The 17,195-nt window shown below is 49.8% G+C and carries 13 protein-coding genes and 1 pseudogene; 8 read left to right on the forward strand and 6 right to left on the reverse strand.

Annotated features, from left to right (window positions below; translation table 11 throughout):
- A pseudogene (locus BI182_RS03965) lies at positions 1–210 on the forward strand (group II intron reverse transcriptase/maturase); the annotation flags it as partial.
- Positions 211–331: 121 nt separating this feature from the next.
- Here BI182_RS03965 and BI182_RS03970 read toward each other — a convergent pair.
- Complete coding sequence (locus tag BI182_RS03970) at positions 332–883, reverse strand: hemerythrin domain-containing protein (protein ID WP_070369839.1); 552 nt, start codon at positions 881–883, stop codon at positions 332–334.
- Positions 880–1,485: a hypothetical protein gene (locus tag BI182_RS03975; RefSeq protein ID WP_070369840.1), complete on the reverse strand. Its 606-nt coding sequence runs from the start codon at positions 1,483–1,485 to the stop codon at positions 880–882. Before BI182_RS03975 ends, BI182_RS03970 begins: the two co-directional genes overlap by 4 nt.
- A 181-nt stretch (positions 1,486–1,666) precedes the next feature.
- Here BI182_RS03975 and BI182_RS03980 point away from each other — a divergent pair, with 181 nt between their 5' ends.
- The 5 genes from BI182_RS03980 to BI182_RS04000 all read left to right on the forward strand — a co-directional run bounded on the left by BI182_RS03980 (position 1,667) and on the right by BI182_RS04000 (position 8,068).
- Positions 1,667–1,876 (forward strand): DUF1858 domain-containing protein, encoded by a 210-nt coding sequence (locus tag BI182_RS03980; protein WP_070369841.1) that lies wholly within the window; start codon positions 1,667–1,669, stop codon positions 1,874–1,876.
- A gap of 265 nt (positions 1,877–2,141) precedes the next feature.
- Entirely contained in the window at positions 2,142–2,834 is a 693-nt protein-coding gene (locus BI182_RS03985) for a Crp/Fnr family transcriptional regulator (RefSeq protein ID WP_070369842.1), read from the forward strand.
- A 71-nt stretch (positions 2,835–2,905) separates the two neighbouring features.
- Positions 2,906–4,564 carry a C39 family peptidase gene (locus BI182_RS03990; protein WP_286805695.1) on the forward strand — a complete coding sequence of 553 codons (1,659 nt, stop codon included), beginning with the start codon at positions 2,906–2,908 and terminating at the stop codon, positions 4,562–4,564.
- A gap of 189 nt (positions 4,565–4,753) precedes the next feature.
- Complete coding sequence (locus BI182_RS03995; RefSeq protein WP_286805697.1) at positions 4,754–7,579, forward strand: EAL domain-containing protein; 2,826 nt, start codon at positions 4,754–4,756, stop codon at positions 7,577–7,579.
- A 69-nt stretch (positions 7,580–7,648) separates the two neighbouring features.
- Positions 7,649–8,068: a molybdenum cofactor biosynthesis protein MoaE gene (locus BI182_RS04000; RefSeq protein WP_286805699.1), complete on the forward strand. Its 420-nt coding sequence runs from the start codon at positions 7,649–7,651 to the stop codon at positions 8,066–8,068.
- 278 nt (positions 8,069–8,346) lie between these two features.
- On the opposite strand, the gene putP is transcribed toward BI182_RS04000, so the two are convergent.
- Entirely contained in the window at positions 8,347–9,906 is a 1,560-nt protein-coding gene (gene putP, locus BI182_RS04005; protein WP_286805701.1) for a sodium/proline symporter PutP, read from the reverse strand.
- A gap of 190 nt (positions 9,907–10,096) precedes the next feature.
- On the opposite strand from putP, the gene BI182_RS04010 reads away from it, so the two are divergent.
- Positions 10,097–12,133, forward strand: coding sequence for a Na+/H+ antiporter (locus BI182_RS04010; protein ID WP_286805703.1), 2,037 nt, complete (start codon positions 10,097–10,099; stop codon positions 12,131–12,133).
- 222 nt (positions 12,134–12,355) lie between these two features.
- Here BI182_RS04010 and BI182_RS04015 read toward each other — a convergent pair whose 3' ends face one another.
- Positions 12,356–13,696, reverse strand: coding sequence for a GDSL-type esterase/lipase family protein (locus BI182_RS04015; RefSeq protein ID WP_286805705.1), 1,341 nt, complete (start codon positions 13,694–13,696; stop codon positions 12,356–12,358).
- Positions 13,697–13,781: 85 nt separating this feature from the next.
- A complete protein-coding gene (locus BI182_RS04020) occupies positions 13,782–15,773 on the reverse strand; it encodes a serine hydrolase domain-containing protein (protein WP_286805707.1) in 1,992 nt (663 codons plus the stop codon).
- 256 nt (positions 15,774–16,029) lie between these two features.
- On the opposite strand from BI182_RS04020, the gene BI182_RS04025 reads away from it, so the two are divergent.
- Positions 16,030–16,665: a Maf family protein gene (locus tag BI182_RS04025; protein WP_070369849.1), complete on the forward strand. Its 636-nt coding sequence runs from the start codon at positions 16,030–16,032 to the stop codon at positions 16,663–16,665.
- Positions 16,666–16,711: 46 nt separating this feature from the next.
- Here BI182_RS04025 and BI182_RS04030 read toward each other — a convergent pair whose 3' ends face one another.
- A complete protein-coding gene (locus BI182_RS04030) occupies positions 16,712–17,194 on the reverse strand; it encodes a deoxycytidylate deaminase (RefSeq protein WP_070369850.1) in 483 nt (160 codons plus the stop codon).
- Between the last annotated feature and the right edge of the window lies 1 nt (position 17,195).

The raw sequence follows: 17,195 nt of genomic DNA on the forward strand, positions 1-17,195 counted from the left end.
GGGAAACGCTGGAAGAAAGTGAAAACCCGATTTAGCAAGCTCAAGAAATTGGGACGGGATGAAGAACGGGCCTGGATGTGGGCAAACACAAGAAAAGGCTATTGGCGAACCGCCCATAGCCCAATCCTACTGAGAACCCTGTCGAATGATCGCCTTAAGCGGGCAGGATATCCCAATTTTTATGATTATTATCTGCAAGTAACCGTGTAAACTCTGGAACCGCCGTATACCGAACGGTACGTACGGTGGTGTGGGAGGTCGGCTGATCAATTAATGGTCAGCCTCCTACCCGATTGTTGCTCAAGTGTGGGGCTGGTTCAGTCAACGGTCATCAGTATTTGGCTTCGAGCTCGGTTAAAATCCCCAGGTAGTAAGCGGGAATGCCCTGCTGATTAGCCGCGGTTTCAAATTCGGCGGTCTGGACATTGACCCGGGCCAGAATTTCCGGGGCCAGTTGCTTTTCAGCAAAGGGATAAACCACCGTGTCTTCTTTGACAATGTGACGGGTCAGGTGATTGGCGTAACCAACGGCATTGGCAATGACGTCCAGACGACTGTCGTCATCTCCGGCCTGAACCCGGATTAAGGCGGCTTTCAGCTCGGCGATAAACAGGCGGCCCCAGTCGTGCTCCACCAGCATCCCATGGGAAATCAGATTACTGCCCATTTTACCGAGGTGATCGACCATTGCTTTAAAAAGAAAGGCTTCTTCCTTGCCATGATGGTGGACGTCGGCGTAATTGGCGATGAAATCAATCATCTTGTCAAAGTCGTCGTAATTTATCGGCTGGCCCTGCATCACCTGGGTACTGGCTTTGCGAACCACGGCCAGCATTCGGATAATATGGGTATGCTCATCGACCATTAACGTAATACTGTTCATTGGTTAGACCTCCTGATAATACTGGTGAGCGCGTCACGTTTTTGATAAACCTGTCCGGTGCCAGCCAGCAGGCCCTCGATTAGAGCTTCCCGTAGTCGATAATAGACGGCAATGTCACCACCGACAGCCTGCCAGTAGGAGCTGTGAACGCAGCGGTTACGTTGCCAGACAACCTGGTTATCACCCTCTTCAATCAGAACATTGGCGTGATCACAGGGCATTCCGTCCAGCAGACTGTCGCTCAGCAGCTTATAGGCGGCCGCCGGGGTTAAATCGGACTGCGATAAAGCCTGTCCCTGGGACCGGAAAATCGCTTCAATATGAGGATAGCTGTCGGGGTTCTGGTCAAGTAGTGTTGTGATGGCCGCTGCCAGCTTGTATTCGGCCCGGGTGACATTGGTTTGGAGCCAGCCGTGAATGTTGCCAGGATCAATGACCGTCTCCAACGGCCGGGTTTCGGAAACTCCATAACGGTGATCCAGCTCGGCCTGAAGCTGATTTGCCTGGTTACCATTTAAAGCGATGATTTCGGTGATGATCGCTTCCTGTAACTGAATTTTATGATATACCCAAAAATGAATCGGTCCTAAAAATTTACTCATGTTCGTCCTCCTGAGTTGCGCCTATCGTTTCGCGCGGTGTTTTTATTTGATGATTTTATTATAACCACTTTCAGACAGATAATTGTAGCTATGGCTACAATTATCTGCTATTTTTGTGCTATACTGGGTTCAAGTTAAAAAACAAATAATTGTTTGAACAATTATATCAGGAGGTTTTACCATGCAAAAAGTAAGTAAAGATATGAAAATTGGTGAGTTATTAAGAATTGACGGTGGCTTTGCTCCGATTCTATTGGAAATCGGGATGCATTGTCTGGGCTGTCCGTCCTCACAAATGGAAACCATTGAAGAAGCCTGCCAGGTTCACAGCACCAGCGCCGATGCCCTGGTCGACAAGCTCAACGCCCATCTGGCTTCGCTTAACGCCTAACGCACCATACCCCCCAGCACCGTAACCGGCGCTTGAGGTTGACGATAAACTACCGTACCGACCAATTGTTAATCTGTTGTTCGCTGCGGAATCGGACAGGTTGCACCGTGTCCGCTCCGATGCGTACAACATGATGTAACAATTGTCGGTACTGGGTTATCTTTTTTGACAGTCTGTTGCGCCGTAACCGGCGCTTTTTTTTCGGCCTTTACGGAATCGGGTGGCTGTCATATAATAGGGTTAATTGCAAAAAGGAGAGAAAAAAATGGAGCAATTTTATCCGGTGATCGCACAATGCCCCCTGTTTGATATGGTCAATAGAGACGAGTATCAAAATCTGATGACCTGCATCAACGCCAGTATCCGTCACTACAACAGTGATGATTATGTAATTCTGGCCGGTAGCCAGATCGCTTTTGTCGGGATTGTGCTGAGCGGGGCAGTCGAAATCATCAAAGAAAATCCTGCCGGAGCCCGTTTGATTATGGATGTGCTGGGGCCGGGTCATATTTTTGGGGAGGGAATCGTCTGCACCAAAGCCCGGATTGCCCCGGTCAGTGTCCGTGTTAAAGCAGCGTCACAAATTCTTGTGATTCCCTTTGAGCGGATCATTAAAACCTGTGGCAAGTCCTGTGGTTTTCACTTTCAGCTGATTCAGAATATGATGATGCTGTTGGGTGAAAAAAACTTTCGGATGAATGTAAAAATCGAATTACTGATGTTAAAGGGGATGCGGGAAAAGCTGGCTACCTATCTGCTTGATCAGGCCAGCCAAAACAACAGCCGCAGCTTTGATATTGTCCTTAACCGCAATGAGCTGGCCGAGTACCTCAATGTTTCCCGGACATCGATGAGTCGGGAACTGAGCCGGATGAAAGACGAAGGCCTGCTGGATTATTACCAGAATTCCTTTCGGATTCTCAACAGGGAGGGTTTAACTGCCTGCCTGATGCGCTAACTGGACGAAGTGGCGTCTGAATGGTTATCGGCGCCACAGACTCAAGAATCACAGAAAAAATGGAGAAATCGATGAAGAAATACTTACTCATACAATTAGTGCTGTTGTTGACCCTGACTGTATTGGCCGGTCTGCTATCGTCCGGGGTGCTGGCGGCGACCGCCCCCCGGGTGCTCTACCGCACCCATGTTCAGAATGATGGCTGGCAGGATTTTGTCAGTGATGGCGCCCTCAGTGGCACTGCCGGCCGCAGTCTGCGACTGGAAGGGATTGAAATCAAGCTGGAGGCTGCGGATTATGACCTCGGCGTTCGCTACCAGACCCATATCCAGAACATCGGCTGGGAAGCGGATACAGATCGGGGCTTTAAGAATGACGGCGCCATGAGCGGGACCGAGGGGCTCAGCTACCGCCTGGAGGCCATCCAGATCAGTTTGACCGGGGCTGCTGCCGATGCCTTTGATGTCTATTATCAGGTGCACGCCCAGAATTTTGGCTGGCTGGGCTGGGCCAAAAACGGTGAAAGCGCCGGCACCGCTGGTTATTCCTATCGGCTGGAAGGAATCCATATTGTTATTCTGCCCAAGGGCAGCAGCCCGCCAACGGGTACCGTGGATCAGTTAACGCCTTTTGTGGAACGCCAGTCAGTGCCGGGAAACCTGCTGATCCAGACCACCGCCAGTGACTTTAACAGCAATGCTCTGGGGCTGGATCGGGTTGCGATTGTTCCGGACGCCGGTGACGGTGCCATTGTCCTGAATAACGGGAATCAGGTCGGCGTCTATACATCCAATGTCTTTAATACCAGCCCTTTTACCAAGGCGGTGCTGTCCTGGAATGCTGATACCCCAGCGGGCAGCCTGGTTCAGGTGGAAGCCCGGGTTTGTGAGAATGCCGTGGATGCAAACGGCCAGTCCACCGAAAACTGGTCGGACTGGCTCTCCTGGGGACGCTGGGGAAGCAGTATCAACCGGGCTTCCGGCATCGGAACGACCGATAGCCCGCTGGCTAAACTGGATGTTGATACGCTGGTGGTTAAAAATGGCAAGACTGCCAACAAAATCCAATACCGGGTGATTCTTCACTCCGGCAGCCCCGGCATCACCCCGACTCTGCGACTAGTGGCCCTGGCGTTGCGCAATCAGAACCCTGGCCAGGAGATACCCAAGGTCTTTGGTGATCGTCCCGATCTGTCCAATTTGCCGGTGCTCAATGTGCCCCAACTATCCCAAATGGTTCGGGATCCGGCCATTGCCGATTCCATCTGCAGCCCCACCAGTGTGACGATGATGCTTGCGTATTATGGCACCGTTGTCCAGCCGGAAACGGCGGCCTGGGGGGCCTATGATTACGGTTATCAGGATTTTGGCAACTGGCCCTTTAACACTGCCTATGCGGCCAGTCTGGGTTACCAGGCCTATGTCGATTATTCCACCATCGAGGGTCTCAAGCGGGAAATCGTCGGGGGCCATCCGGTGGCGGTGGCGGTGGCTTATAAAAACAGTGCTGCCGTCAGTGGCAATCTGCCGGTAATCGATGGCGCCCCGATTCGTCAGACTCCGGGCCACTTGATTGTGGTCTGCGGTTTCACCCAGGAAAATGGCACCGACTATATCATCATCAACGATCCGGCGGCCGCCAGCAATGCGGGTGTTCGGGTAAAATACCGGCTCGATCAGTTTGCCGCTGCCTGGGCCGAGTCCGGCAATATCGCCTACATTATTCACTAAGGGCAATTGGCATCACCATCTGAACAAAAAGAACCTGGGCGATCGGGTTCTTTTTTGATTGGCAAAATCCTGATAAAGTGATCAAGCAGTATGGATATTTTTAATCAGATTGGGTAAGAAATTTAAAAGGTAACTGAAGTGACTCGGGAAAATCAATAAACCATAAGAAAGATTAAGTAGGATTATCTGATGAAACTACAAAATAAAACCACCATCAGTATTTTAATCATCGTCATCGCCTTTATTCTGATTATTTCTGCAGAGCAGATTTTTTTAATTCTACCCCGATTTGAAAAGATCAATCTGGAAAAAGCCACCGACACTGTGGACGAGGGGCTCCGGGTGATGGGGGATGAGCTTGATAATATTGCCATGATTGTCAGTGACTATGCCATCTGGGATGACACCTATAACTACACCTTTACCAGAGATGAGAACTTTATTGCGAATAATTTTACGGATGCAACCATGGACAACCTGAATATGGCCCTGGTTGGTATTTACGGAAAAGATGGCTTTCTGTTTTCCTACGATCGACTTGCCGACAGTTCTCAAGCAGCGGCCATTAAAAATGAAGTGGTGGCCCGTTTTGATCCCGAACAGCATGAAAGAACCGGTTTTATCACTGTGGGTGATAAAACCTATATGTTTTCTTGCGAAGTAATTTCAACCACCGATGAAAGTCAGCACGCGGACTTTCACATCATTTTTCTGCGTGACTATCTGGAAACAGTCAATCAAAAACTGGCTGAGATTCCCGGGGCGAAGCTGGAAATCATCGAATTTCAGGGTATGACAGAAGCGCAGCAGCTTCACATCGAGCGTGTTTTTCAGAACTACCTGGGCCAGGGCGCCAATGCGGCTACGGGACGGCTGGTGTTTGGCGAGCCAATCAATGCCCGGGAGCTGGTGGTCTATTCGTTTTTAACCAATCTGGAGGGTCAGCGGTTTGCCGTGATCCGTTCTAAAACATCGGCCAATATCATTGCCGAAGGCCAGAACAGCCTCCATCAAACGGGCGTGATCCTGGTGTTGTTTGGCATCACCATTGCTGCTCTGACGGCATTATTTGTCCGCCGCTTTATTATCGATCCCTTGAATCATTTAAAAATTGGTTTGGATACGCTGATTGATCCGGGGGCGATCCCGGCTTCAGGATATAACCCCGGCTTGCAGCGGCGCCAGGATGAAATTGGCGAGCTGTATCAGAAATTTTTGTATGTCAGTGCGGATATCAAAGCCGCCAATGCCGAAAACAAGCGCATTAACAATCAATTGGAAACCATGGTATTGGATCGGACTAAAGCCCTGAAGGCGGCCAATGCCAAGCTGATTCTTTATGGAGAGTCCTTTGAAGAAACCAGCGAAGGCTTGCTGGTTACCGATCCCCAGGGGCACATTATCATGTGCAATAAGGCGTTTTCGGCCCTGTCCGGCTGCAGCAGAGACGAGCTGGTGGGGCAAAAGCCTCAGCTAGTCAATCCGGTTACTGATCAAAGCGACTTTTATGAGGTCCTCTGGGATGCGTTAAAAACCCGGGGCAGCTGGGAAGGCGAGCTCTGCTATCTTCACAAAAACCATACCATCAAGCCGATCTGGCTTAGTTTCAATGCGATTAGGAATGAGGACAAGAAAATTACCCATTATGTTGGGGCCTGTTCCGATCTGACCGGCCAGAAAGAGATGGAGGATCAGTTGGAGCAGATGGCTTTTTATGATGGGTTAACCGGCTTGCCCAATCGCTCTCTTTTTTATATTCATTTGCGCAAGGTGGTATCCCGAATCAAACAAGATGGGGGAAAAATGGCCGTCTTATTTATTGATCTGGACGGTTTTAAACTGGTCAATGACACTTTTGGGCACAGTAACGGCGATCAGCTGTTGATTGAGGTGGGTAAACGGATCGGCCAGCATATCCGGGAAACGGATTTGTTATCCCGCTGGGGTGGTGACGAATTTACGGTAATTCTTGACAATATTCGGGAAAAGTCTGATGTAAAAAAAATTGTCAGCGATCTGCTCTATCATATTTCCCGGGAAATAATGATCGCCGGAGAGTGCATCAGCATTGGTGCCAGCGTTGGAATTGCTATTTTTCCCGATGCCGGTGACAGCATTGAACAGATTATGATTAATGCCGACAAGGCCATGTACGTTTCTAAATCCAGCGGGAAAAATTGCTATACCTTTGCCAAAAGTCCCGAGCAGCAGCTGGAGATTCCCAAGATTGTCATGATTAATCGCCTGAAGCGGGCCATTATCAGCAATGCCTTTCATCTCTCATATCAGCCTCAGATTGTCGTGGAAGCTGGTCGTTGCCAAATCTTCGGGGCCGAAGCGCTGATTCGTTGGACCGATGAAGACGGTCATACCTATATGCCGGACGATTTTATCGCTCTGGCGGAAGAAACCGGAATGATCAATGCCCTGGGGCAATGGGTTATTAATGAAGCCTGCCAGGCCATCAGGGAATTTATGGCGCTGGGGATTGCCGTTCCCATCAGCATTAATGTTTCAGTGACGCAATTTAAAAGCGACGATCTGGTTGGGACTGTTAAACAGGCGGTTAAAGAAAACCGGATTGATCCCCAATTACTGTATATGGAATTGACTGAAAATATTTTTGTGGAGGATGAAAAAAAGACACTGACGGCCATTAAAGCCTTAAAAGAGCTGGGGATCAAAATCGTTTTGGATGATTTTGGCAAGGGCTATTCGTCTCTGGGGTTGATCAGTCAGATGCCTTTTGATCTGATTAAGGTCGATAAGTGTTTTACCCAGGGTATCGGCCTGGAAAAGGAGAAAAAACTGGCAGCGATGATTATTTCCATCGGCGAGGTGCTCAATCTGCAAACCATTGTGGAAGGGGTGGAAACCCGGGAACAGGTGGACTTTCATGGCCATAACGGCGGCAGAATTTATCAGGGTTACTATTTTTCCAAGCCGCTTGAGAAAACGGAGTTCATGGATTTGTGTCTGGGCAAATGGTCCCTTGAAAATATGGCCGGAGAATGATAACATAGCAGATGATTTGAAAAAACCCGAAGTAATTAACGGATACCGTTACAAAAAGGAGATAGAACCATGACAATGCAAAAAAAGAACACCCCACCCTCCATTGATGCCTGGCTGAAAGAGGCCAAAAGCGACCCGGAAGCCTGGCAGGAGGGGATGTATCTGGTTCATAACGGCACGGTTCGCCAGACCCCCAAGGCACAAGTGCGTCAGGGGCTTGATGACGGCTCCCAGATCACCGGAATGACCTTTAGCTATGACGAAAATAAAGTGGCCGCTGCCATTGCCGCCACCAAAGCGCGGGAAGGTATCTTTCACGTGCGGGTGTGGCTGGCTGATGGGGAACTGGCGGTTGGCGATGACATCATGGTCGTGTTGATCGGTGGCGATATTCGGCCCCGGGTCATCGATGCCCTGCAGTTTCTGGTTGAAACCATCAAGACCACCTGTGTCACCGAGATTGAGAAGAAGGCCGCCATCAGCAGCTAGCGACACGGCCAGAAAAAAAACATCATTTTGTCGCAAAAATATATTTAGTGACAAAACAGAGCCAAAAACAAAAGCCAGCGTAGACGCTGGCTTGAACTTGTCGCTAAACTACCGTACCGACCAATTGTTAATCTGTTGTACGCTGCGGAATCGGACAGGCTCTGCCGTGTCCGCTCCGATGCGTACAACATGATGTAACAATTGTCGGTACTGGGTTAGCTTTTTTGACAGTCTAAAGCCAGCGTAACCGCTGGCTTTTTAAATGGGTAGGTTATTTACTACAGTGAAGCGGCCTTGGCCTGTTCAAATTCATCCTGGATTTCCTGGGAGGGTTCCTTGGTCAACAGGGAAACCACCACGATAAAGAGGCAGGAGATCAGGAAGGCGGGGAACAGTTCATAGATCCCGAAGATACCGCCCATTGGTTTAATCAGTAATCGCCAGATGAAGACCATTCCACCACCGGCCAGCATGCCAGCAATGGCACCTTCCCGGTTGGTGCGTTTCCAGAACAGTGAGAACAACATCAGTGGTCCGAAGGTGGCCCCAAAACCGGCCCAGGCAAACGCGACGATGTTAAAGATAACGCTGGTTTCATCCAGAGCCAGCAGGACACCGATGATTGACACGGCAATCAAGGTCAGATGGGAAACCCGCATGATCTGTTTTTCGGTGGCATCTTTTTTAAGAATGCCTTCGTAGATGTTTTTGGAAAAAGCCGAAGCAGCAATCAACAGGTAGGAGTCTGACGAGCTCATCGTTGCTGCCAGAATCCCGGCCATTACAAAACCGGCCAGCAAAGGGGGCAGCAGGTTGGTGGACATGACAATAAAAATACTTTCCGCCTGGCTGGCAGTGAGCAGTTCAGTTGGGAAAAGGACCCGACCAATCAGACCAATAATGACGGCTGCAAACAGTGAAATCACACACCAGGTGGTGGCAATCCGACGTGCTTTAGGAATCTCGGCTGCATCCCGGATGGCAATAAACCGCAACAATACCTGGGGCATCCCAAAATAACCAAGACCCCAGGACATCGTCGAGATGATCGTTAAAAAGGTGTAGGGGAGGGCCGGGCCAAACACCGGGTTCCCGGCCAGAACCTGTTGGGTACCGTCCACCACGGTGGGGTTGGCAATGCCAAAGAAATCAAAGAAGCCGGGGATCTGTTGGATGTTTTCCATCACGCCGCTGATACCGCCAGCGGCAGTTATCCCCAGAACCAGCACCAGGGTCAGGGCAATAAACATGATGATGCCCTGCAGAAAGTCAGAAACACTTTCTGCCAGGAAGCCACCCAGTAAGGTATATAAAATAACAAAAAATGCACCGGCGATCATGACAACCTGGTATTGAATGCCAAACAGTGAATTAAACAGCTTGCCCACCGTAACAAAACAACTGGCGGCATAAACCGTAAAGAAAACCAGAATAAACACCGAAGCAATCAGCATGATGACTTTGCTCTTTTCTTTGAAACGGTTGCTGAAATACTCGGGAATGGTAATGGCATCCCCCGCAATGGCCGAATAATTACGCAGCCGTTTGGCGGTAATCTTCCAGTTCAGGTAGGTTCCCAGGGCCAGGCCTAAAGCCGTCCAGAAGGCATCACTCCAGCCGCACCAGTAGGCGACCCCCGGTAATCCCATTAGCAGCCAGCCGCTCATGTCGGATGCTTCTGCACTCATTGCCGCTACCCAGGGACCCAGGGAACGGCCGCCGATAAAATAATTGTCACTGTTCTCGTTGGCGATCTTTAAAAAATAGACGCCGATACCGAGTATTGCCACAATGTAAATAATCATGGCAATCAGTATTTGGATGTTATCAGTACTCATTCTTTTCCTCCTCAAATAAATTCCAATGTATTATAGCACAGAATGAATTTATATACAAAGAAATGGATGAAAAAAACTGATAACGGTGAAGCAAAAACAGGCCGTATAATATTATGAAACCATCAGGATTTTCTTGAGAAAAAACGGATCATGCGGTAAGATAATAAAAAAAGGTTCAAAGGAGATTGGCTTGAATTTACTGCTTATTATCTTAATGTTGCTGCTGTGCTTACTGATTTCAGATGTCATCAGTCATTTTATCCCCTTTATTCCCACCGCCCTGATCCAGATTGGCTTGGGCCTGGGCATTGCCTTTATCATGCATAGCCGAGCCATTGAACTGGAAACGGAATGGTTTTTAATTCTGTTTGTGGCGCCGCTTTTATATGATGATGGCCGTCACTTTTCCCGGGAAAATCTCTGGAAAATGCGGGAACCGATATTTGGCAATGCCATTATTCTGGTGCTGTTGACCACCATTTTGGGCGGCTATTTTATTCATTGGCTGATGCCCTATATGCCACTGGCAGCGGCCTTTGCTCTGGCGGCAGTGCTTTCGCCCACTGATCCGGTGGCGGTCAATGGAATTGCCAAACGGGTGAATATTCCCCCGAAGGTGTTGACCCTGGTGCGGGGAGAATCGCTGATTAATGATGCTTCAGGACTGGTCGCTTTTAACTATGCCATTGCGGCAGTGGTTACCGGTTTTTTTTCGCTGCGGGATGCGGCGCTTAATTTTACCTATATGTTTATTGTTGGTGCTATTCTGGGCTTGACGCTGGGTCTGATGATTGACTGGATTGGTTTTATTCTCCGAAAAAAAGGAATCCGGGACGCCACCTTCCACAGTCTGTTGCAGATTTTAACGCCTTTTATCATTTATATTGTCACTGAAGAAGTGTTTCATGCATCCGGGGTTATTGCTGTAGTCGTGGCGGGAATCGCTCACGCCGCCATTACCGAACACACGTCGACAATGTTGGCCAAAGAAAAGGTGATTTCTGAAAATGTCTGGTCGGTGCTGTTGTTTGTCCTCAATGGGGTGGTTTTTATCCTCCTGGGCTTAAACATACCCTTATCGATGGGGGCGGCGGTAGCCAGTGAGGACATCAACAATTGGCTGGCCATTGCCGGGGTTCTGGTGATCTGGTTGGGAATTTTTGGCATTCGTTTTGTGTATTCCTATCTCTCCACTGCAGTCCATTATTGGTTTGCAAAACGTCAGGGTGCCGAGAGCCCCAGCATTAAAACCAGCCTGTTGATCAGCCTCACTGGGGTTCGAGGAGCGGTGACGATGGTTGCGGTACTGTCGGTGCCGACCCTGCTGGCCAGTGGCGAAGACTTCCCCCAGCGATCACTGATTTTGTTTATCGCCACCGGGGTAATCCTGGTGACCCTGGTAGCCGCTACCCTGTTTTTACCGCTGCTTTGTAAAACTGCCAGGGAGCCGCTTAGTGCTCCCCGACAATTGGACTTCAATGCCGCCATGATGCGGATTTTTCTGGCGACAATCAAGCGGATCAGACAGGAAATCACCCCAGAAAACGAATTGGTTGCCGATGAATTGATTAGCGAATACAAGCGGATGGTTAAGCGGATTCAAAACGAAGATAATTCTCCGGAAACCCAGGTCTATCTGAAAAAGCTCAATGAAATGAAGTACAAGGGGTTGCGGGCTGAAGCCGACTATCTTCGTGACGCCCGGGAAAATAACCGCATTGATCCGGTTGTCTACGAAAAATTTGAAGCCACCCTGGATCGCCGGGAAGAAGCCCTGTCCAATGATGTCCGCTTCAGTGTACGCTATTTTCTGGCCAAAACCCTGCGGCTCTGGCATCAGTTCCGACGCCATTTCAAACAAGAACCGGAAAAACTAAAGGCGACCATCAATACGGTCAAAGAACTCCAGATCAATGCCTTTGAGGCGGCCATTACCAGTCTCGAACAGGAACAGCTGCAGCCACAAAACCAGGCCGATGGTGAGATCATTGCCGCTGTCATCCTGGGATATCAGGGAATGATTCGGCGGCTGGCCCGGCAACGCTCAGAAAACAGGGAAGCCGATGAAGTGTTGAAAGAAGAATTGCGGATTAAAGCCATGGACAGCGAACGCCAGGAAATCCAGCGGATGTATGAGTCGGGGGAGATCACCATCGAGCAATCCCGGAAGCTGCGTCGTCATATCAACTATATCGAAAGTGCGACCCTGGATGAATCCGAAGAATAAACAATCACCCAAAAAACCGGTTCTCGTAGCGAGCCGGTTTTATATTGCCAAAAATGGTGGGCGATCGGTTTTAAGAATAACTGCCTCACTGATGTAAATAAAAAAAGCGAAGCCAGTTCTTAGTGAAAACCGCTTCGCTTTTTTATTTGGTATTATGCTGATCAAATCTCAAATGACACGCACGCAGGTAGATCAGATAGACTGGTAATTGTTGATGCCGTCCTAATTAATAAATCCGGCACTCAGGTGGCACTGGTAAATCACGTCATGGCCAGCGGTAGTCGGGTGGGGATCCAGATTACCGGTGTACCAGTTGAAATTGACCAGTGGTTCACTGCCCTGGTAGTTGGCAAAGGCGGTGTAGACATCCGCTACTTTATAACCGGCCCCGGGGGTCTTAATGGCGGTGTTAATGGTCTGGATGGCTGGATCAAATACGGCGTAGAGGGGATCCTGGAGGTTAATCGGATCGTACAGGGTGGTCACGTAAATATCAGCCTGGGGTGCCAGGGTTTTGACAGTGGCGACAATCTGCGGCCAATCGGTTCCAAATTGGGTAACACTGGCGGTTACGGAGGTCTGGATTTCAGGGAGAGCAGCGGTTATGATATCCGCAGCTCCGAGCTGGGCTAAAGCGGTGGCCAGATCAGCGGGGAAGGTTGGTGAGTTGGGATCCAACTGGAAAGCGACTGCCAAACCGGCGATAACGGGTGCAAGAATATTGTTACCGCCGACACTGATGGTAATTACTTTGGCCTGGCTCAGCGCCGCCATCGTGGCCGGATCGTTCTGGAGCTGGTTTAACAGTTGACTGGAGGTGTAACCGGGAACCCCCAGATTAACCAGCTGCAGATTTTCATTTCCGGTCTGACTGGTTAAATGGTTGTAGAACAGATTAACATAACCGGAACCCGGCGTAGCACTCATCCCATAGGTAATGGAATCGCCCAAGGCAGTGTAGTTTTCCGTTTTAACAATTTTTATCTGGATCGATTCCAGCCGCAGACTTTCGCCGGTGGTTCCCAATTGGGCGCCGTTTTTCACCCAACCCCAGGACTCATCGACTACCGGGATATCGCCTTTGTTTTGGACGTGGCCCCGGTAATAAACCTCATAGCCATCAAGACCGGTCAGGTTGATTTTGATGGCTTCAATCCGCAAACCCTGGGCAGTTGTTCCGGCATAAGCACCATTTGATACAGGGCCTTGCCAACCTTTATTCTGGACATGGACATCATAGCTGATGCCAGCACCGGCCGGGATATCCCCAGTGAGCTCAATCCGGAGGCCTTCCAGACGGAGTCCTTCGCCCCGGGAGCCGAGTTCGTCGGGACCGGTAACAAAGCTGCCAACCGGCAGCGGTACATCGCCCTTATTCTGGACATGGCCGCGATACTGGACACCAATGTCCGTCGTAGCTTGGGTATCAATGGCGGTACCATCGGCTGAATCATTACTGTTAACGTCCACCGCCGCAAAAACCCCGGTGGTAAAAATCATCGACAGCATCAACACAAGAATCACAAGACGGCCGGTAAGGGATTTGAACATACTTTTTTTCATTTCAGATCCTTTCTTTGAATAGATTTTGTTAAGATCTCATCATTGGAAGATCCACGACAGATCTTTGTAAACGTAGGCTATCGCACTAAATCTGATAATCATAGCTGATCGTATCACCGTCATCACCGATAAAGACCACATAGGAACCGGCGGTCACAGCCGTTCCCTCAGTGCCGTTGAGAAGGCTGTCATACTGACCTTCAAGCGTTGGGCTCAACACCACAATCCGTCCCTCACGGGGTTTGATCAGGCCGTCAGATGGTAGCTTGCGACAGACATTCTGCGCACCGATGGTGATCACTTCGCCAGTTTGCAGCACTGGTACGGTGGCGGTATTGATCAGTTTAAAGCTGCCCACATCAAGCAGGGTCTGGCCCTGTTCCTCAATCAGTTTGAACTCCATGGTATCCCGGGTATATTTCAGATTGGGCAGGGTGGTGCGCTCATCAATCAGTTGATTGATCAGATAGTATCCGTTGCCGCCAAACAGCACATCGCCGGGGAATTCATCCATCACCCAGGTTGAACCGGCCAGAAAAACCGTATCCTCCGGCAGAGTATTGATGGTGATCCACTGTTTATTGGCAAACTGATCCGGGCTGATGCCAGCGGTTCGGGCTGGTAGCATGGTGGCATTGATCGAGCCGGTCTCTCCAGTCAGGGCATAGGACATCAGAAATTTGGTGCCAAAGTTTTCTTCAAGTTTCAGGCGTTTGTCGGTGCCGTAAAAGAAGCCATCATCCTTGTAGTTGAGGGTATCCACCAGGGTGAAGCCAGCGTCGGAATTGCTGTAGAGATTCATCACTCCGGCGGCCTGATTGAAGTCGAGTTTGAGAATATTGCCAGATAGCGTGTAATATCCGGCATAGGCCAGCAGTTGCTCCGGGACTGCTGCAGCTTGTGGTGCGGTGGCAATGGTTGTTGATCCACTGGGGATCACGCCTTTTTCAGCGAGCAGGGTGGTAGCGATCACATCGGTGATCGCAGTGGTGTCCGCCGGACCGGCAAAGGTCAGGGCGATGGTGATGTTCTGATCGGGTAGCAGATACAGCATCGAATGATAATAACTGGTATCGCCGCCTTTATAGATCAGGCGGACGCCCAGTTTTTCATAGGCTTCATCAGTGACGCTGTCCCAGCCCAGCCCGAAGGCCATTTTGGGGGTGCCGGCGGGAACCGTCTGAGGGCCGTACTGGGCGGTGAAAGATTCGTCCACCCATTTGCGCTCAACGATTTTTCCAGCCAGGATGGCATCTCCAAATTTAGCAAGATCATGGGCGTTGGAGGCAATCCCCCCGGCACCAAGGCTGTTGAGATACTCCAGTGCGGCCGCACTGCCGTCATTGTTGTAGGCCAGGGCCACATTGTCATTGCCTTCTTTGAAGTAACAGCTGGTATTGTCCAGGCTGGCAGGGGTTAAAATGTTTTTACTCAGATAATCAGCAAAAGGCATGCCGGAAACCTTTTCAACCAGGGCCTGGGCCAGGGTGAAGCCGTCATTGCAGTAGATGCTGATAATCCCGGGATCACTTTTCAACGAGGATGCGTTTAAGTTGGCCAGAAAATAGTCCATGAATTCAGCGCTGGGTGCCGCTGTGCTGGTGTCATAACTGTAGGTGCCGTTCAGAGCCGAGGTGTGATTGAGCAGCATCCGCACCGTGATCTGCTGGTAGCGGGGATCTTCCATGGTGAATTCCGGCAGATAGCCAGTCACCGGCTGATCCAGATCCAGCTGACCATCCTGACAGAGCTTAAGCACCGCCATGGTGGCAAACATCTTACTGACCGAGCCGACATTAAATTGGGTTTCGCTGTCAACTGGAATAGCGGCGGTACGGTTGGCCATGGCAAAACCTTCTTCGTAGACAATTTTTCCGTCTTCACAGATTGCCACTGCAGCACTGGACGCTCCACCGGCAGAGATCGTCTGCCAGATTTCGGTTCGGGTGGCAGCGATGGTTTTTGCGTACGCCGATTCTTTTTTTGTAGCCGAGCCACTTGTTGTGCAGCTGGTGGTGGCCAGAACCAGTCCGGCGATGAGAAGACAATAACCAATCCATATTATTTTTCTGTTCATATCCTGATCCTTTCATTTTGACGCTTGCACCCACGGGAATTGGTAACATAGCGGTTCGTTGTTTAGTCATCCCGTGATCGCAAAAAATACATGCCTGTTGTGTTTATAGACTATTTTCACCGAAATAAACGTAATTGAGCTGTTTTTTTTGATGCTTATGGTCACCCGTCGATGAAGACAAAAACATCGACGGGTGGTTTTGTTTACGAAAAAATGATACAATAGCCCTATCTTTTTGAAAAATTGGAGGTATACCTTGCAACCCCAAATAATTCTGGCCAGTCAGTCGCCCCGCCGCCGGGAACTGTTTAAGCTAGTTCTCAGCAGTTATGGCATCAATGAGTTTAGTATTCAGGCGGCTGAAATCGATGAAAAACGAATTGAAGCGGAAATTCTGGAAAAGTGTGACGGAGATTTTCAGGAAACGGTCAAAAAACTGGCCGTGGAGCTGGCTACCCGAAAGGCTCGGGTGATCCAGAAGCTTAATCCCCGGGCGCTGGTGGTGGGTGCCGATACAATGGTGGTTCTTGAGGAGGAGATTCTTGGTAAGCCAGCCGATGAAATGGCCGCCTACCAGATGATCAAAGCGCTGGCCGGGAATACCCATCAGGTTTTAACCGGGGTCAGTATCCGCTACCGGGATCAGGAAGAGTGCTTTGTTGTTACCTCAACGATCCGTTTTTATCCCTGGGATCATCAGATGCAGCGGCAGGTGGCGGACTACGTGGCTTCTGGCAAGGCCATGGACAAGGCTGGCGCCTATGGTATTCAGGAAGAAGCCGGTCTCTGGGTCAAGTGGATTAAAGGTGACTACAACAATATCGTCGGCTTGCCGATTGCCAAACTCAATCGCCGACTCGGCAAAATGCTGGAGCAGATCGCCAGCCACTAACTGCAGCGATCTGTCCGCTGGTCGGGAGGGTCGTTTCAGAATGCTTTTAATACAGCGACAAGTCACTGTAAAAGGTGGGATTGAGAAATTCTTTCAGGGTAATGTCAGCCATTTTAAAGAGCCGCCGGGAAACCTGGGTAGCATCGGCATCCGGGTATTTATCTTCCAGATAGACCACCTTTTTTATTCCAGCCTGAATAATTGCTTTGGCGCATTCATTACAGGGAAAACAGGTAACATACAAAATCGAATCAGCCAGCGAGCGGCCGTCGGAATTTAAGATGGCGTTTAGTTCGGCGTGGCAGACATAGGCGTATTTGGTCTCCTGAAAAGAACCGTCCCGCTCCCAGGGCAGGACATCATCGCTGCAGCCTTTGGGCATGCCGTTGTAACCGGTGGATAGAATAATATTGTCCTTATTGACAATGCAGGCCCCTACCTGGGTGTTGGGATCTTTGCTGCGGCGGGCCGATAACAGCGCGATCCCCATAAAATATTCTTCCCAGGTAATATAATCATGTCGTTTCATG

Origin of the sequence: Acetobacterium sp. MES1, from assembly GCF_002237635.1 — a bacterium.
In the GTDB taxonomy this organism is placed as follows: domain Bacteria; phylum Bacillota; class Clostridia; order Eubacteriales; family Eubacteriaceae; genus Acetobacterium; species Acetobacterium wieringae.